General features: G+C 61.4%; 21 protein-coding genes. 10 read left to right on the top strand and 11 right to left on the bottom strand.

Annotation, left to right across the window (positions count from 1 at the left end):
* The first annotated feature begins 112 nt into the window (after positions 1-112).
* The 7 genes from AMC99_RS04985 to phoB all read left to right on the top strand — a co-directional run bounded on the left by AMC99_RS04985 (position 113) and on the right by phoB (position 7,560).
* On the top strand, positions 113-1,504 hold the full coding sequence (locus tag AMC99_RS04985; protein ID WP_061923595.1) for an OprO/OprP family phosphate-selective porin: 1,392 nt from the start codon (positions 113-115) through the stop codon (positions 1,502-1,504).
* A gap of 125 nt (positions 1,505-1,629) precedes the next feature.
* On the top strand, positions 1,630-2,676 hold the full coding sequence (locus AMC99_RS04980; protein ID WP_061923592.1) for a substrate-binding domain-containing protein: 1,047 nt from the start codon (positions 1,630-1,632) through the stop codon (positions 2,674-2,676).
* Positions 2,677-2,692: 16 nt separating this feature from the next.
* Positions 2,693-4,078, top strand: a complete 1,386-nt coding sequence (gene pstC / locus AMC99_RS04975) for a phosphate ABC transporter permease subunit PstC (protein WP_061923590.1) — start codon at positions 2,693-2,695, stop codon at positions 4,076-4,078.
* Positions 4,071-5,321, top strand: a complete 1,251-nt coding sequence (gene pstA / locus AMC99_RS04970) for a phosphate ABC transporter permease PstA (RefSeq protein WP_061923586.1) — start codon at positions 4,071-4,073, stop codon at positions 5,319-5,321. Before pstC ends, pstA begins: the two co-directional genes overlap by 8 nt.
* 38 nt (positions 5,322-5,359) lie before the next feature.
* On the top strand, positions 5,360-6,106 hold the full coding sequence (gene pstB / locus AMC99_RS04965) for a phosphate ABC transporter ATP-binding protein PstB (RefSeq protein WP_232301539.1): 747 nt from the start codon (positions 5,360-5,362) through the stop codon (positions 6,104-6,106).
* Positions 6,106-6,774: a phosphate signaling complex protein PhoU gene (gene phoU, locus AMC99_RS04960; protein ID WP_198143573.1), complete on the top strand. Its 669-nt coding sequence runs from the start codon at positions 6,106-6,108 to the stop codon at positions 6,772-6,774. Before pstB ends, phoU begins: the two co-directional genes overlap by 1 nt.
* A gap of 93 nt (positions 6,775-6,867) precedes the next feature.
* Positions 6,868-7,560 (top strand): phosphate regulon transcriptional regulator PhoB, encoded by a 693-nt coding sequence (gene phoB, locus AMC99_RS04955; protein ID WP_061927732.1) that lies wholly within the window; start codon positions 6,868-6,870, stop codon positions 7,558-7,560.
* Between the two features lie 3 nt (positions 7,561-7,563).
* On the opposite strand, the gene AMC99_RS04950 is transcribed toward phoB, so the two are convergent.
* From AMC99_RS04950 to AMC99_RS04915, 8 genes are all read right to left on the bottom strand, one after another.
* Positions 7,564-8,907, bottom strand: a complete 1,344-nt coding sequence (locus tag AMC99_RS04950; protein WP_061923583.1) for an MFS transporter — start codon at positions 8,905-8,907, stop codon at positions 7,564-7,566.
* A 57-nt stretch (positions 8,908-8,964) separates the two neighbouring features.
* Positions 8,965-9,696 carry an extensin-like domain-containing protein gene (locus AMC99_RS04945; RefSeq protein WP_061923581.1) on the bottom strand — a complete coding sequence of 244 codons (732 nt, stop codon included), beginning with the start codon at positions 9,694-9,696 and terminating at the stop codon, positions 8,965-8,967.
* 9 nt (positions 9,697-9,705) lie between these two features.
* Positions 9,706-13,239, bottom strand: a complete 3,534-nt coding sequence (locus AMC99_RS04940; protein WP_061923578.1) for an error-prone DNA polymerase — start codon at positions 13,237-13,239, stop codon at positions 9,706-9,708.
* Position 13,240: 1 nt separating this feature from the next.
* On the bottom strand, positions 13,241-14,725 hold the full coding sequence (locus AMC99_RS04935) for a UdgX family uracil-DNA binding protein (RefSeq protein ID WP_061923575.1): 1,485 nt from the start codon (positions 14,723-14,725) through the stop codon (positions 13,241-13,243).
* Positions 14,722-15,966, bottom strand: coding sequence for a putative DNA modification/repair radical SAM protein (locus tag AMC99_RS04930; RefSeq protein WP_061923572.1), 1,245 nt, complete (start codon positions 15,964-15,966; stop codon positions 14,722-14,724). Before AMC99_RS04930 ends, AMC99_RS04935 begins: the two co-directional genes overlap by 4 nt.
* 118 nt (positions 15,967-16,084) lie before the next feature.
* Positions 16,085-16,402, bottom strand: coding sequence for a PilZ domain-containing protein (locus AMC99_RS04925; protein WP_232301512.1), 318 nt, complete (start codon positions 16,400-16,402; stop codon positions 16,085-16,087).
* A gap of 64 nt (positions 16,403-16,466) precedes the next feature.
* Positions 16,467-18,014 (bottom strand): Y-family DNA polymerase, encoded by a 1,548-nt coding sequence (locus AMC99_RS04920; protein WP_157058255.1) that lies wholly within the window; start codon positions 18,012-18,014, stop codon positions 16,467-16,469.
* A complete protein-coding gene (locus tag AMC99_RS04915; RefSeq protein ID WP_338021457.1) occupies positions 17,965-18,648 on the bottom strand; it encodes a hypothetical protein in 684 nt (227 codons plus the stop codon). The genes AMC99_RS04920 and AMC99_RS04915 overlap by 50 nt, the downstream gene beginning before the upstream one ends.
* Before the next feature lie 233 nt (positions 18,649-18,881).
* Between AMC99_RS04915 and AMC99_RS04910 the strand changes: the two genes are divergently transcribed.
* Positions 18,882-19,364, top strand: coding sequence for a pyridoxamine 5'-phosphate oxidase family protein (locus tag AMC99_RS04910; protein WP_061923564.1), 483 nt, complete (start codon positions 18,882-18,884; stop codon positions 19,362-19,364).
* 56 nt (positions 19,365-19,420) lie between these two features.
* On the opposite strand, the gene AMC99_RS04905 is transcribed toward AMC99_RS04910, so the two are convergent.
* Positions 19,421-20,845 carry a sodium-dependent transporter gene (locus AMC99_RS04905; RefSeq protein WP_061923562.1) on the bottom strand — a complete coding sequence of 475 codons (1,425 nt, stop codon included), beginning with the start codon at positions 20,843-20,845 and terminating at the stop codon, positions 19,421-19,423.
* 116 nt (positions 20,846-20,961) lie between these two features.
* Between AMC99_RS04905 and panB the strand changes: the two genes are divergently transcribed.
* Positions 20,962-21,834 (top strand): 3-methyl-2-oxobutanoate hydroxymethyltransferase, encoded by an 873-nt coding sequence (gene panB, locus AMC99_RS04900; RefSeq protein ID WP_061923559.1) that lies wholly within the window; start codon positions 20,962-20,964, stop codon positions 21,832-21,834.
* Between the two features lie 8 nt (positions 21,835-21,842).
* Positions 21,843-22,907 (top strand): DUF475 domain-containing protein, encoded by a 1,065-nt coding sequence (locus AMC99_RS04895; RefSeq protein WP_061927728.1) that lies wholly within the window; start codon positions 21,843-21,845, stop codon positions 22,905-22,907.
* On the opposite strand, the gene AMC99_RS04890 is transcribed toward AMC99_RS04895, so the two are convergent.
* Entirely contained in the window at positions 22,867-23,853 is a 987-nt protein-coding gene (locus AMC99_RS04890; protein ID WP_061923556.1) for a bile acid:sodium symporter family protein, read from the bottom strand. The genes AMC99_RS04895 and AMC99_RS04890 overlap by 41 nt on opposite strands.
* 50 nt (positions 23,854-23,903) lie before the next feature.
* Positions 23,904-25,529: a tetratricopeptide repeat protein gene (locus tag AMC99_RS04885; RefSeq protein WP_061923553.1), complete on the bottom strand. Its 1,626-nt coding sequence runs from the start codon at positions 25,527-25,529 to the stop codon at positions 23,904-23,906.
* Positions 25,530-25,538: the final 9 nt, after the last annotated feature.

Genomic DNA, 25,538 nt, shown 5'->3' with positions numbered 1-25,538 from the left:
CCGTGCAGCCGCATGGCGCTCGGTCGTGTCACAGAAGCGTAACAGAGTGGTCATAGAGGCGTCGCCGATCGGTAAGATCGTCATGAAACCGTAAGACAAGGACATTGGTCCAATGAAAACTCTTCGACGCATTTCGCTGGCGGCTGCAGCCCTGTCCTGCACCATGGCGACCCCGGTCCTGGCCCAAGGCAAGGATTCGGCGACTGATGAACTCGCCGCCCTGCGCGCCGAACTGGCACGTTTGAGCGCCCGCGTAGACCAGCTCGAAACCGAGCTCGACCAGGCAGAAACGAAGGCCGAAGCGGCGACTGCCGCTGCTGCTGCCGCTAGCCAGAGCGCCGCGAGCGCGTCCGAAAGCGCCGCTGCCGCGCAGGCAAGCGCCGACAAGGCGCCGAGCATCAAGTTCAAGGGCGCCCCTCTGATTGAAGCGGCCGGTGGCTGGAGCTTCAAGCCGCGTGGCCGACTCCAGTATGATGCGGGCTTCACCAACGCACCCGGATCGACCGGTCGTGAGGATGGCTTCGGCAACGAAGTGCGCCGCGCACGACTCGGCGTCGAAGGCGATATTCCTGGCGGGTTCGGCTACAAATTCGAAATCGACTTTGCCGGCAACGAAACCGAAATCACCGATGCCATCCTGACCTACGAAGACGGCGGGCTGAAGGTGAACGTCGGCCAGCATAACAACTTCCAGGGCCTGGAAGAGCTGACCAGCAGCCGTTTCATCTCGATGATGGAACGTGCAGCCTATACCGATGCCTTCGGCTTCGAACGCCGGGTCGGCACCTCGGTCCAGTACTCGGGCGGCAATGTCCTTGTTCAGGGCGGCCTGTTCACCGACAACATCAGCGATCTGTCGAACAAGAACTGGAGCGCCGACGGCCGCGTCGTGTTCATGCCCAAGATGGGCGACACCCAGCTTCACTTCGGCGGTTCGCTGCACTTCACCGACCTCGTCGGAGGCAGCACGGTTCGTTATCGCCAGCGCCCCTTCGTCCACTTCACGGGCGAGCGCTTCATCAACACCGGCACGTTGGGTGCCGATGGCGAGACCGGATATGGTCTGGAAGCGGCAGCCATCAACGGCCCGTTTCATGCCGCTGCCGAAGGTTACTGGCAGAAAGTGGACATGCCGATTGGTGACGACCCGACCTTTTTCGGTGGATATGCCGAAGTCGGTTACTTCCTCACCGGGGGCGACAGCCGCGGTTACAAGGGCGGCACGTTCGACCGCGTCAAACCGGCCAATCCGGTTGGCGCAGGGGGTATCGGGGCCATCCAGCTTAACCTTCGTTACGACTATCTCGACCTCAACGACGCCGGGATCGTCGGCGGGCAGCAGAGCGGTTTCGGTGTTTCGATGATCTGGACCCCGACCGACTACACCCGCTTCATGATGAACTACGGTAAGATGAGCTACGACGATGCCGTCTATGCCGCCTCGGGCGGTGACACGTCGTACGATGTCGATGCTTTCGGGGTTCGCGCACAGGTTGACTTCTAAGCCGCGGCTTGGTTCGGGGTGGCGATACCGATTTCCGGACCTTGTCGTCAAACGATCACATTTCGGCGCTTAGGCGCTTTCGATCAGATTCCCGCGCCCAGGCGCGTTCAATGAAGGAAATTGAAATGTCCAAGACGATTAAGATTGCGATGATTGCGGCATCGGCACTGGCGCTTTCGGCCTGCGGCGACACCGGCGGCGCCGGCGGTTCGCGCGATTCGATCCGCGCTGTCGGCTCCTCGACCGTGTTCCCGTTCGCCAAGGCTGTTGCCGAAAGCTTCGTTCGTTCGAATGCCGGGTTCAAGTCGCCGATCATCGAATCGACCGGTACTGGCGGCGGCATCAAGCTGTTCTGTGCCGGCCTCGGCCCCGATACGCCTGACATGGCCAATGCTTCGCGCCGGATGAAGGCATCGGAATTCGCCACCTGCGCGGAAAACGGCGTCACCGACATCATCGAACTGCAGGTCGGCCTCGACGGGATCGCCTTTGCTTCGGCCAAGGACGGTATCACGATGAGCCTCACGCCCAAGATGGTTTACGAAGCACTTGCCGCTTCGCCCTATGGCAAGGAACAGACGGCCAAGAACTGGTCGGACGTCGATCCTTCGCTCCCGAACAAGCCCATCCTCGTTTACGGCCCGCCGTCCACCTCGGGCACGCGCGACGCGCTGAAGGAACTGATTCTCGAAGCCGGTTGCAAGACCGACCCGGCAATGAAGGACCTGAAGGAAAGCGACGAGGACCGTTACGACCAGCTTTGCACCGAAGTCCGTTCGGACGGCGCCTATGTCGACCAGGGCGAGCAGGACAACCTGATCGTGCAGAAGATCGAGGGCAACTCGGACGCAGTCGGTGTTTTCGGCTATTCCTATCTTGAGGAAAACGCCAACAAGGTGCAGGGCCTGCCCATGAATGGCGTCGATCCGACCTACGAGAACATCTCGAGCTTCAACTATCCCGGCGCCCGCCCGCTGTTCGTCTATGTAAAGAAGGCGCACCTCGACGCGATCCCGGGCCTCAAGGAATACCTCGGCGAATGGACCAAGAGCTGGGCCAAGGACGGCCCGCTCGCCAAGATCGGCCTTGTCGCATCGCCTGACGATGTCATGGCCAAGAACGCCAAGGCTGCTACCGAATACACCACCCTCGACGGGTCGGAACTGAAGTAAGGACTTAGTCTAGCGTATGTCACCAACCATCTTGCTTCTCCTGGCCCTAGGGCTCGGGCTCGCCGGATGGTTGGCGGCCCGCGCGCGAGCATGGAGCTTCCGGAGCCAGTCGCCCAATGGACGACTGGCTTCGCTTCCGTCGTACCATGCCTGGTATGTCGCGTTGTGGACCGTCATCCCCGTTGTTCTTTTCATCGCGCTGTGGAGCTTCATTGCGCCGCAGCTCGTGACGCAAAGCGTCCTCGCGGACCCGGCCGCAGCCGACTTGCCTGCGTTCGATTTTCAGCGTCAGACAATCCTCAATGAAGCGCGTGCTGTCGCCACCGGCGCAGCAAACGGCGTCTTCAACCAGGAAGCGGACGCGCTGGTCGAGCCGTATCGTGCAGCGATATCCCACTACCGTCTGATCGGCATTGGAGCCACGCTCGCGATTGCACTGCTGTTCGGGAGCTGGGCTTTCCTCCGGCTGAAGCCGGACTTCGCAGCCCGCACCAAGGTCGAGCGTGCAGTGATGGGCATCCTGCTCGTCGCCTCGCTTGTCGCGATCCTCACCACGCTCGGCATTTTCGTCAGCCTGGTGTTCGAAACCTTCCGTTTTTTCGGAATGGTAAGCCCTATCGATTTCCTTTTCGGCACGCATTGGGCACCGGACCCGATGGCCAATGCCGCAAACCCAGATGGCAGCCGCTACGGCGCTATCCCGCTGTTCTGGGGCACGATCTTCATCGGTGCGATCATCGCGATGATCGTCGCAATCCCGCTCGGCTTGATGAGCGCGATCTATCTTACCCAATATGCAGATCCACGCTGGCGCGCATGGCTGAAGCCGGCGCTGGAAATTCTCGCGGGCGTTCCAACGGTGGTTTATGGCTATTTCGCCGCGCTGACCGTTGCACCTTTCATTCGCGACCTCGCGCTGTCCGCCGGCATGTCCAATCCCTCCAGCGAGAGCGCGCTTGCCGCAGGTCTCGTCATGGGCGTGATGATTATCCCATTCGTATCTTCGATGGCGGACGACAGTATCGCTGCCGTTCCGCAGGCCATGCGCGATGGCAGCCTGGCCATGGGCGCGACAACGTCTGAAACCATTCGCCGTGTGCTGGTCCCGGCAGCATTGCCGGGGATCGTCGCCGGCGTGATGCTCGCCATCAGCCGTGCGATCGGCGAAACAATGATCGTCGTCATGGCAGCTTCGACCGCAGCCAATCTCAGCGTCAACCCGCTAGAAGCAATGACCACGGTCACCGTGCAGATCGTTGCCATGCTGACCGGCGAAGGCAGTTTCGATCACCCCGCAACGCTCAGCGCATTCGCTCTCGGTTTCGTGCTGTTCCTGGTCACACTGGGGCTGAATTTCATCGCCCTTCGCGTCGTCAAGAGGTTCCGCGAAGCTTATGAGTGAGCATATCGCCCCCACCCGCACCGAAGCATTCGAGAAGCGGCTGAAACAGCGCTACGCGGCGGAAAAGCGTTTCAAGATGCTTGGCCTCGGCGCGATCCTTTTCTCGGTTATCGTGCTGGCATTCCTGCTGATCACGATGTCGATCAACGGCATTGGCGGATTCCAGCGCGTCGAATTGACGGTGCCTGTCGACTTTACCGAGTCGGGCATTTCCGGCGACCCGTCGACGCTCTCGCAAAGCGGCGCGATCCAGAACCTCGAGGCCCAGGGACTGCCCGAGGTGATCGAATTCTTCGCCAGCCAGGCATTGGGCGACGAAGGGGCCAGCGAGATCAGCAGCGAAGCCTGGCGCGAAGTTGCCACTGCCGTGATCGAGGATCCCGCGATCCTCAGGCAGTCGGTCGTGTTCGAATTGCCCGCCAGCGCGGATCTCGCATCGGCCTACAGGGGCGAAGGCGATCCTGAAACGCGGGAGCTCGCACAGCAGCTAGAAGCGAAAGGCCTGATCGGCAGGAATTTCGACACCGGCTTTCTGTCCCGTGCAGACGCTACCGATCCCCAGCAGGTCGGTATCTGGGGCGCGCTCAAGGGTTCGATCCTGACGATGATCATTACGCTGGCGCTGGCATTCCCGGTCGGCGTTCTCGCGGCGCTCTATCTGGAAGAATATGCGCCCAAGAACCGCTGGACCGACCTGATCGAGGTTTCGATCAACAATCTCGCCGCCGTGCCCTCGATCATTTTCGGCCTCCTCGGCCTCGCCGTCTTCCTGTGGATTTTCCCGAATTATCGATCCGCGCCACTGATAGGCGGCATGACGCTCGCCCTCATGACAATGCCGGTCATCGTGATTTCAGGCCGCAACGCGATCAAGGCGGTACCGCCGTCGATCCGTGACGGTGCCCTCGCCATCGGCGCATCGCCTGTGCAGGTGGTATTCCACCATGTCCTGCCACTTGCCCTCCCGGGTATCCTGACGGGAACGATCATCGGCATGGCCCGCGCACTCGGCGAAACGGCCCCCTTGCTGATGATCGGGATGCGCGCCTTCGTTGCAACCCCGCCCGACGGGTTCACATCGCCCGCCACCGTGCTGCCGGTGCAGATCTTCCTGTGGTCCGATGAAATCGACCTCGGCTTCGTCGAACGCACCAGCGCGGCGATTATCGTGCTATTGCTGTTCCTCCTCGTGATGAACGGCCTTGCAATCTACCTACGCAACAAATTCGAGAAAAAGTGGTGACCGTAGTCCATCCCAATCTTGAGCAGACCGAAGCAAAAATGCGCGCGCGCAGCGTGTCGGTCTATTACGGCGACAAGAAAGCGATCGACGACGTGTCGATCGAGATCCCGTCGGAGTTCGTGACGGCCTTCATCGGCCCGTCGGGCTGCGGCAAATCGACCTTCCTGCGCTCGCTCAACCGCATGAACGACACGATTCCTTCGGCCCGGGTCGAAGGGACCATCGAGCTGGACGGAGAAGACATCTACGGCTCCGGCATGGATGTCGTCCAACTCCGTGCGCGAGTGGGGATGGTTTTCCAGAAGCCCAACCCGTTCCCGAAGTCGATTTACGAGAACATCGCCTACGGACCGAAGATCCACGGCCTCGCCGATGGCAAGGACGATCTCGACGAAATCGTCGAGCGTTCGCTCCAGCGTGCGGGCCTGTGGAACGAGGTGAAGGATCGCCTGAGCGATTCGGGCACCGCACTTTCTGGTGGCCAGCAGCAGCGCCTCTGTATCGCGCGCGCAATTGCGGTCGATCCGGAAGTCATCCTGATGGACGAGCCATGTTCGGCACTCGATCCGATCGCGACCGCGAAGATCGAGGAACTGATCGCGGAACTCAACGGTCGCTACGCGATCATCATCGTGACCCACTCCATGCAGCAGGCTGCGCGCGTTTCGCAGCGCACCGCCTTCTTCCACCTCGGCAAGATGGTAGAGTATGGTCGCACTTCAGACATTTTCACCAATCCGATCGAAGAACGGACGAAGGATTACATCACAGGGCGCTACGGCTGATGGCAGAGCATACGGTAAAAGCATTCGACGAGGATATCACACGCCTTCGCGGCATGATCGGCGAAATGGGCGGCCTGGCTGAGGTCGCGATCCAGCAATCGCTCGAAGCGCTTGTGCGCGGCGACCAGGAACTCGCGCAGAAGGTTGTCGAACGAGACAAGAAGCTCGACGACCTGGAAATGCAGGTCGACAAGCTCGCGGTGCGCGTGATCGCCCTGCGTGCGCCAATGGCGGACGACCTTCGCGAGGTCATCGCGGCGTTGAAGATTGCCGGCGTTGTCGAGCGTATCGGCGACTATTCCAAGAACATAGCCAAGCGTGTTGGCGAGATCGAAGGCCGCGAGAAGTTCGAGCCGCTGACCCTGCTTCCGGCCATGGCGGAAATCGCCAGCGAAATGGTGCACGACGTGCTGACGGCATATGCTGCGCGCGATCCCGAACTGGCACTCGAAGTGATTGCGACCGACAACAAGGTCGACGCATTCTACAACAGTATTTTCCGCAATCTTGTCAGTCACATGGTCGAAAACCCTGCGACGATTTCGAGCGCGGCGCAGCTGCTGTTCATCGCCCGGAACCTGGAACGCATCGGCGACCATGCGACCAATGTTGCCGAAATGGTGCACTTTGCTGCGACCGGAACTTATCCGCCCGATCACGACGATTGATTCTGACAAAATCGGGGCGATTGAAACAAAACTGTAGCGAGGCTGCAATATCGCAGGAGGCGTCAAGGGATGGATCGTAAAGGATCAGACGCAATGCCTGCCGCCAAGCTGCTCTTGGTCGAAGACGACCCGGCGCTGTCCGAACTGCTCGAATACCGTTTCCAGAACGAAGGATACGAAGTCCGCACCACATCCGATGGGGACGAGGCTCTCGTTCTCGCCAGTGAGGAGCGCCCCGACCTCGTGATCCTGGACTGGATGATCGAAGGCACGAGCGGGATCGAAGTGTGCCGCCGCCTGCGCCGCGACAAGGAAACTGCGCACGTCCCGATCATTATGCTGACCGCTCGCGAAGCGGAAGATGACCGGATTCGCGGCCTCGACACAGGCGCCGACGATTACCTGACCAAGCCGTTCAGTCCGCGCGAATTGCTCGCCCGGGTCGCCGCAGTCATGCGCCGAATCCGCCCTGCACTCGCCGGAGAAACCATCAGCGTGGGCGACATCTCGCTCGATCCCGTTGCTCACCGGGTGGAACGCAAGGGGCAAACTCTGCAGCTCGGCCCGACCGAATACCGCCTGCTCAAGTTCTTCATGGAAAGTCCCGGCCGCGTATTCAACCGCAGCCAGCTGCTCGACGGTGTCTGGGGAACAGGGAGCGACATCGAGCTGCGCACTGTCGATGTGCATATTCGCCGTCTGCGAAAGGCGATCGAGCGCGAAGGTGCTCCCGATCCGATCCGTACGGTCCGCTCCGCCGGCTATTCTCTCGAACCGATAAACTAGCGCTCAATTCTCCGCAGGAGCCGCGCCGACCCCGTGGTGGGTTGCCTGTTCCTGTTCGGGAGTAACCTCGCCCCGCTTGAGCAACAGCGTGCTGAGCGCGGCAGCAATCATGATCGCACCGATCGTACCGAACATCAGCTGGGGGTCCAACGAGCTCGTCGCAGCCACGATCGATGCGCCGATCGGTCGCCCGAAATTGCCGAGAGCCATGTAGATGGTGAATTGGGTCGCCGCGACGGAAGGCGAGCAAACCTGCATTGCCAGCGGGATCATCGCGATGGCAATCATGATGCCGAAGAGATCGATGCCCCAGACGAGGGCATAGAGAACCGCTGGATTGCTCCAGTACTCCGGGATCAGAGCGACCCCGATCAGCAGGATCGCAAGCAGGCTGAAGTTGATCGCAAGGATCCGGCCCTTGCCGACCTTTGCAACCAGCCATCCACCTATGAACAGGCCGAACAGGCCGGTCGCCAGCGCACTGAGCGATGCGATTCCGGTATAGGCGCTGGTCGAATAGCCAACATATTTGGTCGCAAGGACGGGGTTGAAGATGTCGTAGATCGCGGCCGGTATGCTCCGCATCAGCAGGAACGGCACGATCACGAGACTGGATTTGGCGAGCATGGCGAAGAAGCTTGTCTTCAGGAGCGGCCACCATGCCTCGATCTGGATGTCGAGATTGCGCGGATGCGACTGGCCTTGAGACCAGGGGAACCGCCGTTCTTCCGGTCGTTCGCGCAGGCTGATCGCGAAAACGACGCCAGCGAGCAGGAAAGCGGCGACCGCCAGGAATGTCGGTGCCGAACCGTAATGCTGGAGCAGGTAACCGCAAGCAGCAGCAGAACCGGAGATGCCGAGCGTTTGCGCGCCGAACATGATGCCGCCCGCCTTGGCCTGTTCGTCTTCATCCATGATATCGACGACCAGACTGTCGATCGAAACGTCCTGGAACGTGGTTGCCATGCTCACGCAAAATGCGATTGCGGACAACACAGCCGTCTGTGTCGCTTCCGGATTGAACAGGGACGCAATCAGCATGGTCAGCGCCATCGTCAGCTGCGAACCGATGATCCAGATGCGCCTCCTGCCCATTGGCAGGAAGGTGTAACGGTCCATGATGAAACCGTTGACGAGCTTCAGCGTCCAGGGGAGCGCGAAGGCACCGACGACCGCGGCGATTTCGGTCGTGCTCGAACCGCCGCTCGCCATGAAGGCCGGTATGGCGATGTAGAACAGCCCCATCGGGACGCCTTCGAAGATGTAGAAGATAAAGACCGTAGCCAGACGCAGGAACGGGTTCTCTGTCAGCGGCCTGAACATGCCAGCCTGTGCGGTTTCGGTCATAAGCCCTCCGGCGACATGTGTGACGCCAATCGCCGCCGCGGGCAAGTCATTGCCCTGCTAACGGCACACGCCGTTCCAGGCGATGCCCTGATCAAGGTGGAAATGATCCGCGTGTTCGGCGTTGTAATCCGGAGAAAGCACGGTCTGGAAACTGTCGCAGGCGGCATCGCGCGCTGCCTTCAGGAAGGTGCCGCGCGCATCCCGTCCCCAATCGTCGAGCACCGAGATGCGCCGTCCATCGGCCAGCACGAATGCGGCGATATCGATCGCATTGCCGGTCGCGTGTTCGCTCCATGGGGCGGTTCGGCTGCTGTTGATGCGGCGACAGCTGTTTGTGCCCAAGTGTTCGAGCCTGACGACGCGTGAACCGAGACTGGCCTCTGCCGCCTGTTGCAGGCCATTGTTGAACCACACTTCCAGCCCTGCTGCGACGGGGCAGGTCGCCGTCGGGATTGCAGGTGCGAGCGGAGCGTCTGTCATCCTGGTCCGGTCGATTAGGGCGCACGCCCCCTCGCCCGTCGGGGTCAGCGTCTCGAAAGCGACATCGCTCCTTTCGAGGGTTGCGTGGCAGGCTGCCGTGTCGCCGATGAGGCTGCGGATCTTGAAGCTGGTGGCGACGCCGACCGGTTGCCGCGTATCGAGCGGGGCGAAAGGGTAATGCTCAGGGTGCGCCTTGAGATAGGTGAAGCCTGCGAAAAATACCGCGATGGCGATCATCCATCCGACCACGCGAGCATCCGTCGCATAGCGTTTTACCGTCTTCGAAACGTCCCAGGGATTGCCAGCCATTGTCCCGCCTCAGTGGAAATCGCGCGAGGGCGGGAGCATGCGCGGCAGCAGCCGGACGTTGCGCGGATGCGTGCGCGTGTTGGGCAGTTCGTCGATCAGGTCGCGCGGCCGGAAGGTCCTGTTGGCGGGATCGTCATCCCCCTCCAGCAAATTGTCGCGTGGATTGAATTTCGACGGCAAGGGTGTGTTGACGTGGTCCGCGCGCGCAATCGGCGCGTTGAGCATGTCTTCCGAAAGCATGTGGAGCGATGCAGTTGCATCGGTCATGTGATGCGCGATCACGTGTATCACCTCGTCGTCATATTCAACACGCCCGCGCACCTCCATGAGGCGGGCTCCCATGACGACCCGGCGCTGTTTTTCTTTTAAGTCCGGCCAGACGACTAGGTTAACGACTCCGGTTTCATCTTCAAGGGTAATAAAGCACACCCCCTTGGCCGAACCCGGTCTTTGTCGAATAAGTACAACTCCGGCGACATTTACCATGCTGCGGAACTTGCGCGCCCTCAGATCGCAGGCACGCACGAAGCCGCGTTCGGCAAGACTGGCGCGCAGGAACGCCATCGGATGCGCTTTCAGGCTGAGCCGCGTCGTCTGGTAATCGGCTACCACTTCTTCCGACAAGGGCATGTGCGGCAGGGCGGTGCGCGATTTTTCGGCCCCCTCGTCCCGCTCCGCAGCGGCCTTGAACAGGGGCAGGTCGGGCGCACCGATCAGGCTGCGGGCGTCCCACAGTGCCTGCCGCCGCGACATTTCGAGCGAGCCAAAACAATCCGCGCTTGCAAGCCGTTCGATATGCGCAGGCGAAAGCCCTGCCCTGTCCCTCAACTCGCCTACGTCGCGATAGGCACCGTTCTCGGCCCGCTCTGCCACCAGTGCAGCAGCGACGTGCTCCGGCAGGCCGTCGATCTGCCGCAGTCCCAGGCGCAGCGCGACATGACGGTCATAGCGCCCTGCCCGTGCACCATCCGCCGCCCGCTGCTCCTCCAGCGTGCAGTCCCACATCGAATGGTTCACATCCGGCGGCAGGATCTCGACACCGTGCTCTCGCGCATCGCGCACAATCTGTGCGGGGGCATAAAAACCCATCGGCTGCGAATTGAGGAGCGCGCAGCCGAAAGCCGCGGGAAAGTGGCATTTGAGCCAGCTCGACACGTAAACGAGGTGGGCGAAACTGGCGGCATGGCTTTCGGGAAAGCCGTATTCGCCGAAACCCCGGATCTGGTTGAAACAGCGCTGGGCAAAGTCGCGGTCGTAACCGCGCGTCACCATGCGTTCGACCATCATGTCCTGTAGTTCGTCGACCATTCCGCGGCTGCGGAATGTCGCCATCGCCTTGCGCAGGCGGTTCGCCTCCTTCGAACTGAACCTGGCCGCATCAAGTGCGATCTTCATCGCCTGTTCCTGGAAGATCGGCACGCCCAGCGTACGTTCCAGTATGCTCGACAATTCGTCCGGCGGGCCATGTTCGGGCGAAGGTGCGGGAATCTCGACCTTTTCCGCGCCGCGTCGCCGCTTGAGATAGGGATGCACCATGTCGCCCTGGATCGGCCCCGGGCGAACGATCGCCACCTGGATCACGAGATCGTAGAACTCTCGCGGCCTAAGGCGCGGCAGCATGTTCATCTGCGCGCGGCTCTCTACCTGGAATACGCCCAGCGAGTCCCCCTTGCGCAGCATGTCGTAGGTTTCGGGATCCTCGCGCGGGACAGTCGCCAGCGTCAGCCGCCGGTCGTGATGATCCTCCAGCAGGTCGAGGCACTTCTTGATGCAGGTTAGCATCCCCAGTGCCAGCACATCGACCTTGAGGATGCCGAGCGCTTCGATGTCGTCCTTGTCCCACTCGATAAAACTGCGTTCGGGCATGGCACCATTGCCGATCGGGACCGTCTCGGTCAGCGCGCCCTCGGTCAGGATGAAACCGCCGACATGCTGGCTGAGATGGCGCGGCATGCCGATCATCTCGCGTGTCAGCGCGAGCACGCGGCGAAGATGCGGGTCTGTCACGTCCATGCCGGTTTCGCCGACATGCTTTTCACCGATCTCCCGGCCCCACCCGCCCCATACGGTGCGGGCAAGCGCGCTGGTGACATCCTCCGACAGGCCCATCGCCTTGCCCACCTCGCGGATCGCCATGCGCGGGCGGTAATGAATCACCGTCGCGCATAATCCTGCCCGCTGCCGGCCATAGCGGCGATAGATGTACTGGATCACCTCCTCGCGCCGTTCGTGCTCGAAATCGACGTCGATATCGGGCGGTTCGCGGCGCTCCTCCGAAATGAAGCGGTCGAACAGCAGCTGGTGCTTTGCCGGGTCGACCGAAGTGATCTCGAGGCAATAGCAGACCGCCGAATTCGCCGCGCTGCCGCGCCCCTGGCACAGGATCGGCGGATCCACGCCCCGCGCGAAATCGACGATGTCCTTGATGGTCAGGAAATAGCGGGCCAGTTCCAGCTTGCCGATAAGCGCAAGCTCGCGTTTCAGCGTCGCACGGACGCTTTCGGGCAAACCTTCGGGATAGCGGCGCTCCGCCCCCTTCCATGTTTCGCATTCGAGATATTCCTGCGGCGTCATGCCGTCAGGATAAATCTCCTCCGGATATTCATAACGCAGCTCGGCAAGGCTGAAATTGCAGGCATCGGCAACCTCGCGGGCAGCGGCAATCGCATGCGGCCAGCGGGCGAAGAGATATTGCATTTCTTCGGGCGACTTGAGGTACCGCTCGCCGTTGGGATTCAGCAGATGCCCGGCTGCCGCAACGGTAGTCTTGTGCCGGATCGCCGTCATCACGTCATGGAGCGGCCGGCGCTGGGGCGCGTGATACTGGACATCGTTGGTCGCCAGCAAGGCCAGGCCATTGGCCCGGGCCAGGGCATCGAGCCGGGCGATCCGCGCCTGGTCATTGCCGCGATAAAGGTAACTGGCGGCGACATGGCGTAGCGAAGGCAATCCTGCAGCGAGATGCGGCAGGAATTCTGAGAAATCGCCGGTGACTTCGTCCGCAAGGTCGCTTCCATCCAGGGCAACGACATTGCCGGCCCAGGCAGGCACGGTGATGCGCGTTTCCAGGTTTTCCGGAGGGACGAGGATCAGCTGCACATCCTCGCTGTGTTCGGCCAGCATGGGCAAGGAGATGTGGCATTCGCCCTTTTCCTGCCATTCGCCATCGAGGGTCTGCATCCGCCCGGTGGAGATCAACCGGCATAAATGCCCATAGGCCGCCCGGTTCTTGGGATAGGCGAGAAAGGCCAGCCCCTCGACCGTTTCGATGCGGCAGCCGATCACGGGCCTGAGCTTGAGAGTGCTCGCTTCCGTATGCACGCGCACCACACCGGCCATGGAATTGGCATCGGCAATACCGATGGCGTCGTAGCCGAGCGTGCGCGCCGTCATCACCAGGTCGACGGCATCGGACGCCCCTCTCAGGAAGCTGAAACAGGAAGCAAGGCCGAGTTCGACGAAGGGTGCCCGATCAGGCGCGTCGATCAGGTCCGGATCGATGTCCAGCGTGCGTTTGTCGGGGGTGAGCGGCGCCTCGGGCATGTCATGCCTCTAGCTGCGCGAGCCGGGCCTTTACCGCCGCAAGATCGGCCGCGAACAACCGCTCCTGCTCTTGGCGTGCATCCCCCTCCAGCCTCAGCAAGTAGGACGGGTGCGCCGTGACCCACAATTCGCTGCCATCCTCGAGCTGGATCGGCGCGCCACGAGCCTTGGAAATGCTCACTGTCTTGCCCAGCAACCCGCGCGCAGCCGATGCGCCCATTGCCAGCACCAGCCGGGGTTGCACGATCTGGCGCTCTGCCTCCAGCCACCAGCGACAGGTGTCGATTTCCTTTGCGCCGGGGTTCTGGTGCAGCCGGAGCTTGCCGCGCATCGAAAATTTGAAATGCTTGACCGCATTGGTGACATAGGCACGGCGGCGGTCGATCCCGGCCATGCCCAGATGCACGTCGAGCAATTGTCCTGCCGGACCGACGAATGGCCGCCCCTGCAAGTCCTCCTGGTCGCCCGGCTGTTCGCCGACGATCATGAAACGCGCATCGTGTGGCCCCTCGCCCATCACCGCATGGTTGTTAAGCGAGCCGATGGGACAATTACGGCAGCGATGGATCGCCTCGTCGATGGCTTCCAGCGTTTCGGGACGATCCTCGAACTCCAGCGAACCGCTCGCCACCATGGTGCTTTCCCGCTTTTGCGCATTTGCGATCAGGTCGGGGATCAGCGCCGCCTCGGGCATGTTCTTCCAGTATTTGCGCGGCATTTCCTTCAGCATCGCGCCGACCTTCAACCGTGCCGGATTGAAGATCGAGGCGTAATAGGTGCGCCACAACTCTTCCGTGGGATCGCCGGAAGGTGCGTCGGATCGCTGCGCCGACGGCCCCTCGCGCATCACCTCGCCATCCCAGTGCAGGCAGCCTCGCGGCGTCAGGATCGACCAGCGCATGTTGGCGAAACGGCGCATGAAGAAACCGGCATTGGCGCGCACGATGTGATGATCGGGCTCGAACCAGGCGACGTAATGGTCGTTTTCGCCTCCGCGCGTGCCCTCCTCGCCCGGTTCGCCTTCCACCAGGCGAAAGCGGACGAAGGCATGCATCTTGTGACTGTCGCGGCGCACCGCCTTCGCCAGTTCCTCCGCACGGCGCACCTCGGGATCAGCGCTGTCTTCCATCAGCCGGTGCTGGGACTGCAGCCGCCACAGCAGGGAATAGAGCAAGGCGAAACGCTGCGGATCGGAATGAAGCGCCGCATTCCTTGCAATGCTCACGAAGCGCTTGCTCGCCCGCACCGGACGGTTGGCGTTTTCCGGCACCGGCAGTCGCTTTTCACCGCGCGCAGGCCCTTCATGCGCGAACAGGTCCGACGTCCCGCCGGGCTCGACCCATGACACGCGATCGGGCGGGACATCGCACTGGACCAGGCCGCGCGCACGCTCGCGCCAGAAATCGAAATCGTCGCTCGTCGGCAGGTGAACGACGTAGTGAGATCCGAGCGCGACGTTCCGGACGAAAGAATTGAGCGAGGTCATGCCGCGAACAGTTCCAGCTGCTCTGCCTTGGGTGCGAGCATGCTCCTCAAATCGGCGCGGTCGGTAAGGAAGGTCGGGCGCCAGTCGCAAGTCACGATGAAGGGCCGAACCTTGGCGATCGACTGCGTCAGCTTGGCCACGTCGTCGAGCCTGAGGGTCCGGTGCCGACGCGCGATCAGGATACGCTTTACCGCCGTCGTGCCGAGCCCCGGCACCCGCAACAATTGCTCCTTTGCCGCACGGTTGACGTCGACCGGGAAGGTTTCGCGAAATTTCAGCGCCCAGGCCAGCTTGGGATCGATGTCGAGCGGCAGATTGCCGTCCGCCCCCGCCGCCTGCACGATTTCACCTGGCTTGAACCCGTAGAAACGCATCAGCCAGTCGGACTGGTAGAGCCGGTGCTCGCGGATCAGCGGCGGCCGCTTCAACGGCAGCACCGCGCTCGCATCGGGGATCGGGGAGAAGGCGCTGTAATAGACCCGCCGCAAGCCGAAGCTCTTGTAGAGGCCGCTCGCCTTGCCGACGATGTCGGAATCGGTGGCGGCATCGGCCCCCACGATCATCTGTGTCGACTGGCCCGCCGGGGCAAAGCGCGGGGCATGCTTGAACCGCTTTCTGGCATCCTTGAGCTCCACTATGTCACTCTTGACCCTGCCCATCGCGCCTTCGATCTGGCGCGCATTCTTGTCGGGTGCGAGACGGGTCAGCCCGCTGTCGGTCGGCAGTTCGACATTGATCGAGACACGGTCGGCATAGAGCCCCGCCTGGTGGACCAGTTCGGGGTCGGCTTCAGGGATCGTCTTGAGATGGATGTATCCGCGAAAATCGTGTTCTTCCCGCAGGATACGCGCAGTTTCCACCAGCTGCTCCATCGTATGGTTGGAGCTTTTCACGATGCCCGAGGAAAGGAACAATCCTTCGATGTAATTGCGCTTGTAGAAGGCGATGGTGAGGTCCGCGACCTCTTGCGGGGTGAAGCGTGCACGCTCCACATTCGAGCTCTTGCGGTTGACGCAATAGTGGCAGTCGAAGACGCAGTGATTGGTCAGCAGGATCTTGAGTAGCGAGATGCATCGGCCGTCGGGAGCATAGGCATGGCAGATGCCCATCCCTTCGGTCGAGCCGATCCCCTTGCCGCCCAGCGAGTTCTTTTTCGCCGTCCCGGACGATGCGCAAGAAGCGTCGTATTTGGCCGCGTCAGCCAGTATCTGAAGTTTTTCGAGGGTCGTTCGGGTTGCCATTTGTTCCTTATATGTTCTTACAGACATCCCGCCAATATCAAATGATGCACAGGCGGCTGTGCATGGCGGATTCTGTAAGAGGTATAAGTCGGAACTGTCCCGGAGGGCCGGGAACTCGTCAGCTGTTGCGAGCGAGAAGTTCTTTCTGGAGGTGATCCAGCACAGCCTCGTGCATGCGCCCCTCGAACGCCACACCAGCAAAGTTGTCTTCTACCCATACGATCTTGCCAAGCGGGGCGCGGACCCCGTTGATCTTGAGGCTGATCGTTTCGCCTTCAGTGGCGAAGCCCAGTTTGCCGCGGATCTTGCACCCGCCCTGCGACACGTCGATCAGGTCGAAGCAGACGCTGCGCGAACGCATCCGCCCTTCGACCAGTATGCCAAGGTTTCGCCTGTCGGAATCGCGTATGACTTCTGCGCCGTTCATAATGTTCATTTGGCATCAAAACTTGAAAGAGTGCTTGATCCAAATGCCTTCGATTAGCTTAATGTAAGACCTGTTAACCAAAGAAACCGTGCATGAACCAGGCAGGCATACCGCCCCGGCCATCGCCGATAATTCCATTGCGATAGAGCCAGTAACGCCGCCCTTCGCGATCCTCGATGCGATAGTAATCCCTTAATCTGGCAGAGGATTTTTCCCGCCACCACTCGGGCGCGAGCCGTTCCGGGCCTTCGACCCGCACCACTTCGTGGACAGCCCCCCGCCACTGGAAAGAACGCGGATAACCATCGGGCGTGGCGTAAAGCACCGCAATCGGCTCTGCCCGATCGAGCAATTTGAGCGGCCGAAAGTTAAAGGCCAATTCACCTTGACTGGCAGGCTCCGGTTCGAGCGGCGGCTGCCATCGTTGAGATCTTTCGGGCAAGTGGCTGGCATGGGGAACGGGTCGGCAAACCGCATTCTGCCCGAGCCTGACAGTCAGCCGGTCGATAAAGGCATTGAGCGAAGTGCCATGGTTTTCGGCCGATGCCTCGATCTCACCCTGTTCCAACGCCAGCGGTTCGGCCCAGCTTGCCCGCAGGCGCACGGTCTCGATGCCGAACCCGGCGTCTATATCGTCCAGCTTGACGGCAAACAGGCGCTTTATATGGGCAGGATCGCGTGTTGCGGCAGAAAGCTCGAGCGCACGGATGAGCACCTCGCCATCGACCCGCCAAAGTCCCAGTTCGAGCCTTCGCGCGCCCTTGCCCATACCTTCGAGTTCGCGCGCCATGTCGTGCGCCAGATCGTGCAATACCTGGTCGAGCAGGTCGCGGTGGCGAATAGGCTCCATCAGCCGCCGCTGGACCAGCGGCACCTGCTGCGGAACGACCGGCAACAGCGGTTCGGGCAGGCGGCCAAGGATCTGGTCAAGCCTCAGCAGCGGATTGGCAGTCGGCGACTTGCGATTGCGGAACCGCCGCTGCAAGGCATCGCGCCCGACCCCCGCCAGGTCACCGAGCTTCTTCAGCCCGAGGCGCCGCAACACCGTCAGCACATCGCCATCCAGCCTCAGCGCAGCGACAGGAAGGTCCGAAAGCTGCGCCGCCATGTCCTGCCCACCGGGCAAGATGCTGCCGCCATCCGCAGTCCGCCGCCCGTAATGGGCGAGAGCCCATGCCGCACCGGCAGTAGGCGCTATGGCGAGCCGCACATCGAGATCGCGTTCGGCAAAGGCCTTGCGGGCATCGGCCAGCAACCGGCGTTCCCCGCCGAAAAGATGCGCGACTGCAGTCACGTCGACGATCAGTCCGTCGGGTGGATCGAGTGCGCTCCATGGGCCCCACCGGCGCGACCACAGGGCCAGCTTTTCCAGGAAGGCGAGATCGCCAGCAGGATCGGACGGGGCAACCTTGATTTCGGGGCAAAGCGTCCGCGCATCGGCGAGCATCATTCCCGGGCGTGCGCCAGCTTCCGCACCGGCGCGGTTGGCAGCATCGACCCGCGGGCCATGCGCAGTTTCGGTAATCAGGGCATAGGGTTCGGCATCGGTGCCGCCCTTTTCCCCCTGCGCGTCAGACAGCCGCCAGCGATCGACCGCCAGCTGCGCGAACCAGATCGCCATGATGCGGCGATCCGGACGTTTCGGAGGCAGGTGATCCGGCAGCGACGAGGTTTCCGCCGTCATCGCGCAAGGTCCATGTACCTGGAGGATGGGTGCGAGCGCGAAACAGTTCGGCCCGCCATGAAGCTATACCCGGCGCATGCGCATTCCATCGCGCAGGCGGGGAAACCGCGGACCGCGCCTGCCAGCGCAGTCTGGCGGAAGACAGGTCGGGCCGTGCGTCGAGCCGCACCAACCACAGCGGGACGCCGTGCTTTTCCGCGGCAAGACTGAGCCTGCGAGAGGAAGTAAAATCGAGGGCACGCGGATTTCCGGCGATTTCGCCCAGTACGAAAGCCAGGTCCCGGCACCGCAAACCTTCTTCCAGCGCGAACAGGGCATCGGCCGGGCTCTTGACCTCGACATGGATCAGGCGATGGCGAAGATCCGCCGGCAAACCATGCAGGTAAGGACGCCCACCCCGCTTGATCGCATCGCGATCCTGCACCCACAACACCATGCGGCGATCATCGGTTTCGCTCAGGGGATTGGTAGCAGCCGCGGCAAGGGTATCGCGGGCAAGAGCCAGCGCCAGCGCCGCGCCGCATCCCTCGTCACCGCTCGCGAACACCTCGCTATGCGAAGCCCCCGCCAATCCCGGGCGCCAGCGCGCAGCCTGCCGACTGCCAAAGGCAATCGCAGGACCAATCCCACGGGGTGAAACAATAGAAGGCATAGCGGAATGACGCATATGTTCTTCTTATGTTCCATTATGGATCGATTCGCAATCACCGGCTGCAATTGATCCCCCGCCCCGCTCAGCTTGGCGCTCACTCAGGAACAAGCGGCGCTCCATCCCGTTGAAAGAACAACAAAGGAGACACCCCCATGAACTATACCAACGGAAATGCAGACGAACTGAAGACCAAATTCTGGAAGGCACTGGACGATTCTTCGTACCTCTTCCTACAGCGCGACGACGATCCAAAAACCGCAGTCCCGATGACTGCCCAGCTGGACAAGGACGCGAACAGCTCGATCTGGTTCTTCACCCAGAAGAACAGCGACTTTGCCAAGCTCGGCAACGTGACCGCGACCTATGAAGGCAAGGATCACAAGATGTTCGCACGCTTCGGCGGCACGCTATCCGTCGAAACCGACCAGGGCCGTTTCGAACAGTTCTGGAACAACTTCGTGAAGGCCTGGTACGATCAGGGCAAGGACGATCCCGACCTGCTGTTCCTGCGCATGGATCTTGGCGAAGCCGAAATCTGGAGCGGCGATGTTGGTCTCATGACCGTCGCCAAGATGGCACTGGGCAAGACAGTGCATGATGAAGTCCAGGACAAGCACGTCGAAACGACGCTGTAAGAGCTTCGACGACTCGAAAAGAAAGGCCGCCCCGAGAGGCGGCCTTTTTTGTACCTTCAGCCGAGAAGTCCGGGGAACAACCCAAACAGCAGCACCAGGAATACCGCTATCGGCGCGGCCCAGCATACCAGCAAGCGCCAGAGCGCGAACATCCCGCCGGAAAGGCCGGTTTCGGCCTCCACCAGGTTGCGGTCTGCGCGCCAGCCGACGAACACAGCCACCAGCAATGCTGACAGCGGCAGCATGATCTTGCCCGTGAAACCATCGATGCTGTCGAGGATGTCGGCGTTCTCAAAGATACCCCAGAACGAAAGCGGGCGGACGTCCGACCACACATTGTAACCAAGTGCACAAGCGACGCCGATCAGGAAGGCCGAGCCGCCAACGACCATTGCCGCGGTACGGCGTTCAAGGCCGAAACGATCGATGACCCAGGCCGTCGGCCCCTCGAGCAACGAGATCGAGCTCGTAAGCGCTGCGAAGAAGATCAGCACGAAGAAAATCATGCCGATCAGCGCGCCTGCGGGCATCGAATTGAATGCGACCGGCAATGTCTGGAAAATCAGGGCAGGACCCGCTGCCGGATCGAGACCGACGGCAAAGACGATCGGGAAGATCATCAGGCCGGCCAGGATGGCAACAAGCGTATCGGCAAAGGCGATCGTACCGGCTGTCGGGGCGAGATTGACGTCCCTCCCGACATATGCGCCGTAGGTCAGCAGGCCGCCTGCAGAAAGGCTCAGCGAGAACAAAGCCTGCCCCAGGGCCTCGTTGAGGACTTGCGGCGAAAGCTTGGCAAAATCGGGCGTGAACATGAATGCCAGCGCCTGGCCGAAATCACCGGTGAATGCGCCATAGATGGTCACGATTACGAGCAGCACGAAAAACGCCGGCATCAGCCATGTCGCTGCCTTCTCGATCCCGTCATGCACGCCGCTCGCGACGATCCAGACAGTCGCAACCATGAACAGGAGGTGCAGGCCGATCAGCCGCACCGGGTCGGCAAATAATGCGCCCATCCGACCGGTGATCTCGTCCTGCGTCTCTCCGTTAAAGGCGCCTGCAAACGGGTCTCCCGAAGCGATCGCGCTGAACCAGTCGGCGCCCGAGAGGAAGACGTAGTTGATCACCCAGCCTGCGACGACCGAATAGAACGACAGGATCAGGAAGCCGGCGATGATCTGGAGAGCGCCCAGGCCTTTCCAGCTTTCGCTACGACCGGATTTACGGGCGACGTTGCGGACCGATCCGATCGCATCCTCGCCGCCCGCCCTGCCCAGCAGGATTTCCGACAAGACCAACGGGGCGCCAAGGAGCAAGACGAACCCGATATAGACGAGGACGAATGCGCCGCCGCCGTTTTCTCCAGCGAGAGTTGGAAAACGCCAGATATTTCCGAGACCAACAGCGGCACCGATCGCCGCCAAAACGAAAGCCGTGCGCGAGGACCAACCCCCGCCCTCTGCAGCTTTTCCTGCCATGTTACAAATCCTTCCCAGCCCTCTCCGGGGCGCGATAATGCGAACTGTTTGCACGTTTTGCGCAAGTCAGTCGAGCGAGCATTTGCGCAAATCCCCCGCTCGTCTAGAAGGCCGCTATGTCTACGACCTTCCAGCTCGACACCTCGACCAGCCGCGCCAACCCGACGCCGCAGCCCATGCGCCGATTGACCGTTCCCCGCATCAGGGCGCGCAAGAAGGACGGCCATACGGAACAACCGCTGGTCATGCTGACTGCATATACTGCGCGGCAGGCGCAATTGCTCGATGCGCATTGTGACCTGCTGCTGGTCGGCGACTCCCTCGGACAGGTCATCTATGGCCTTGCCTCGACTGTTCCCGTCACACTCGACATGATGGCAAACCACGCCGCCGCGGTCGTGCGCGGTTCGTACCACTCGGTGGTCGTGGTGGACATGCCGTTCGGCTCTTACGAAGCGTCGAAGGAAAAGGCGTTCGAAAGCGCGAGCTACCTGCTCAAGCAATCAGGCGCCGCCGCGGTCAAGCTGGAGGGCGGCGAGGCGATGGCCGAAACGGTCGCTTTCCTGAACCAGCGCGGCATTCCGGTGATGGGTCACGTCGGCCTCACACCGCAGGCGGTCAATGTGCTTGGCGGATATGCAGCCCGCGGCCGCAGCGATGCAGAAGCCGGAAAGATCGTGAGTGATGCCAAGGCGCTGGATGATGCCGGTGCCTTCGCCATCGTCATCGAGGGCGTGGTCGAACCGATCGCAATCGAAGCGACGCAGGCTGTCAGCTGCCCGACGATCGGGATCGGTGCATCGGCCCAATGCGATGGGCAGGTGCTCGTCACCGAAGACATGCTCGGGATGTTCGAGCGGGTGCCACGGTTCGTGAAGCGCTACGAGGACATCGCCTCGATCATCGACAAGACCGTTGCGACCTACGCAGAGGAAGTTCGCGAACGCGTTTTTCCCGGCGAGGAACAAACTTACCAGCCCAAGGATTGAACGGCGCGATGAACAGCTTCCTTCGCTTTTACGGCTTCTCCCTTGTCTTCACCGTAGTCTGCCTTGCCCTTGCAGGCTGGTATGGGTGGTATGCGACCGGCACGATTGCTGGAACTGCACAAATCCTATGGATCGTCGCGATCCTTTCCGTGCTCGAAATATCGCTCAGCTTCGACAACGCCGTCGTCAATGCCTCCGTCCTCAAGGAGATGGACGAGGTCTGGCAGAAGCGCTTCCTGACATGGGGCATCGCCTTCGCTGTCTTTGGGATGCGGGTCGTTTTCCCGCTCGCCATCGTCGCGATAGCGGCCGGGCTTGGCCCCCTCGAAACCGTGAACCTGTCGCTGAACAACCCCCAGGAATACGAGCGGATCGTCAGTTCGGCACACGTCGGGATTGCTGGTTTCGGCGGCGCGTTCCTGTCGATGGTCGGCCTCAAGTTCTTTTTCGACATGGACAAGGACGTCCACTGGATCCGCTCGCTCGAGGAATGGCTGTCACGTTTCGGCGCTCTCCCAGCTGCCGAAATCGCACTTCTGCTGCTGACGATCTGGGGTATTTCCACGCTCCTGCCCGATGCAGAGGCACTGACCTTCCTGATCTCCGGGATCTTGGGTCTCGTCACCTTCATCGCCGTCGAGGGCATCAATACCATCCTCGAACTGAAGGAAGAGGCAGCCAAGTTGCAGGGCGCCGTCGTCCGCAGCGGTCTTGGCGGCTTCCTCTACCTCAACGTTCTCGATGCAAGCTTCAGCTTCGATGGTGTGATCGGTGCCTTCGCGCTTTCGAACAACATGGTCGTAATTGCACTCGGCCTTTCGATAGGTGCGATGTTCGTGCGTTCGATGACCATCCATCTCGTGCGCAAGGGAACCTTGGCCCAGTACCGATTCCTGGAACACGGCGCTTTCTGGGCGATCATCGCTCTTGGCCTGATCATGCTCTTCTCGGCCAAGGTCCACATCCCCGAGACTATTACCGGTCTCATCGGAGCGGTCCTGATCGGCCTGAGCCTCTATTGGTCGGTCCGGTTCAACCGGAAGCACGGGGCAGAGCTGGATCCGACCGCGTAAAATAGGCCGCGATGGGCGCTGCAATCACCAGTTGGAGCAGGTGATAGAGCAGTAGCGGAGCGATCAGGAACCCGCCGACTTTCGGTGCGAACAGGATCGCCGCGAGTGGCGCCCCCATTGCAACGCTCTTCTGTGATGCTGCGAAGAAGAAGGCGATGCGATCACGCCGATCGTAACCAAGCACTCCGCCTGCGACCCACGAGCCGAAAGATGCCAGCGCAAGGAAGGCGACGACACCGGCTGCCAGCACGATCCAACCAGCGACGTCCAGAAGCTCGGTAAGGCCCTGCGCAACTGCGCCTGAAAATGCGACATAGACGGCCAGGCCGATCACGAAGCGATCCAGCCAGACGATGCGCTGCTTTCGTTCGATCACCCAGCCGCGCGTCCAGTGCTGCAGTACTTGGCCAATCACGAATGGCAGGACCAGGATGGTCCCGATGCGAATGATCGCATCGCTACCAAGGTCGGCAACCGCCCCGCCACCCATGATCGCGAAAAGCGGAGCGCTCACGAACACGCCCGCGATATTGATGACCGCCGCGCCGACCACCGCCAGGGCGATGTTCCCTTCAGCCAGCGTGGTGTAGGAGGTTGCCGACTGGATCGTGGACGGCAGGATTCCGAGATACAGGAACCCCAATGCAATGAGGGGCGGAGCAAAGTTTCCGACGGCCAGCGACATCGCCCAGCCGACCAATGCCATCACGCCGAAGATCCATACGAAAAGCGGGAAAAAATACCGCCAGTTGGTGACCGCCTGAGCCATTTCGCCATGGGATACGCGAATGCCGTTCAGCAGGAACAGAACGAAGATGCCGATGTTAGATACCAGCTTGATGCGCTCTTGAGCCTGGCCTTCGGCCGGAAAGAGCAGCGCACAGGCAATGCCGATGATCAATACCGCCAACATCGGATCGGCCAGGGCTTTTATTCGCGAGGTCATGCTCGCCAACTGACCGATCGATACAGCAATGTCGAGCGGCTTGAGAGCGTTTAGCGCCTGCCAGCGAACGCCATCGGACGCATTCGAAGCGCCATCTGATCGAGCGTATTCGCCAAGGCATCGTCACCTTTGTCCCTCGCGATACGCGCCCTTAGCCCGATTACCGAGGTGTCTGTCATGGCACCGGACCTCATGGCTCCATCAAGAAGCGCGCCCGCTCGTTGAGCTTCACCCCTGTCCGCCAGGGTTTTAGCCAAAAGGTAGAGTGCTTCGGCGTTCATGGGGTCGCTGCGGACATGTGACGCCAGAATGATCTCGGCATCGCGTTCCCGGCCTGTCGCTTGGTAGATCGCGACCATTTTCTTCGCCATCGCCCATGGACGCCTGACCACGGCAGCTTTCTCGTAATATTCGATCGCACCCTGCAAATCGTCAGAAGCTGCATGGACGTCGCCTGCCATTGCCAGCGTATCGGCCGAGCCCGAAAACTTCTCCGCCATCCCATCGGCAAGACGCAAGGCTGCCGCCCTGTTACCGCGTACCAGATGTGACCTGATTTGCTCAGGCCAGCCGCTGTCGCCCCCTCCAGATGGCTGGACCACGACAATGGCGGTTTCCCTTGGCTTTGCTGCGTTATCGAGGAACCAGGCGGCCTGCTTCCGCTCGCCCAGTGCCTCATAAGATCGACCGACGAGCAATCGGAGATATGGTGATGCGCTTGGGCGCTTTGCCCGTTCGTCGAAGCGCTCCACCAATTCGCGATCATTACCGGAAAGCGAGAGCGACCGGGCAAACAGTTCCGCCACCAGCCTGTTGTGAGGCTGCTCTTCCCAAAGCCCTTCGAGCGTAGCGGTCGCACTTTCGTAGCTTTCGAGATCGAGGTCGATCAGCGCGCCGAGCAATCTTGCCGAAGCATGCTCCTTGGACGGGCCTTCGACACGTTCGAGCAGGTTCCGGGCAAGCTGCGCCTGGCCAGCTCGTGCGGCCAGAACCGCCTGCAGGAACAGCCCCTTTCCTTCGCTAGCACCCTTCACTTCATTCGAACGAAGCACTTCGAGCATGCGCTTGGTCCGGAAACTATCACCTAGGCCAGCCGCATATTCGAGCGCGACCTCTTCACTGTCGGGGTCTGCACTCGAGGCTGCTTCGAACCATGGCAAGGCGGCGTCATTACCCTGCGCATCCCTTACAAGCTGCGCCTTGAACAGGAGGGCGCGTGAATTGCCGGGTTCCGATGCCAGGGCTTCTTCAGCCGCCTCGATCGCTGCGTATTGTTCACCGCCAACATAGCGAAGCCGACCGACATCGACCCACAGGTCCGCATGTGCGCCACCAAGTCCGAATGCCTTGTCGTATGCCAGGCCGGATCCAGGCAGGTTGCCGCTCAGGAATTCGAGGCGCCCGAGCATGTGATAGCCGTGCGCGCGGCTGGCATCATCGAATTCGGCTGGACCGAGCCATTCCCTTGCTGCGGCGAGATGTCCCTGAAGCAACTCGGCTTCACCCATATATGCGGCAAGGCGTTGCCTTGGATAGGCGGCGTCCTGCCGAACGGATTCGAGGATCAGTTCGGCGGCATAGCCGTCGCCTTCAGCCAGAGCTTTCTGCGCTCTTTCAATCGGCGTGGTTACCGCCGTATCGCCTGAGCATGCGGCAAGGCCGGCCAGCGCGGCCATTGCAAGTAT

This window comes from Altererythrobacter epoxidivorans (assembly GCF_001281485.1).
In the GTDB taxonomy this organism is placed as follows: Bacteria; Pseudomonadota; Alphaproteobacteria; order Sphingomonadales; family Sphingomonadaceae; genus Erythrobacter; species Erythrobacter epoxidivorans.
Note: the sequence above shows the minus strand (reverse complement) of the source record. Positions and strands in the feature narration are given on the sequence as shown.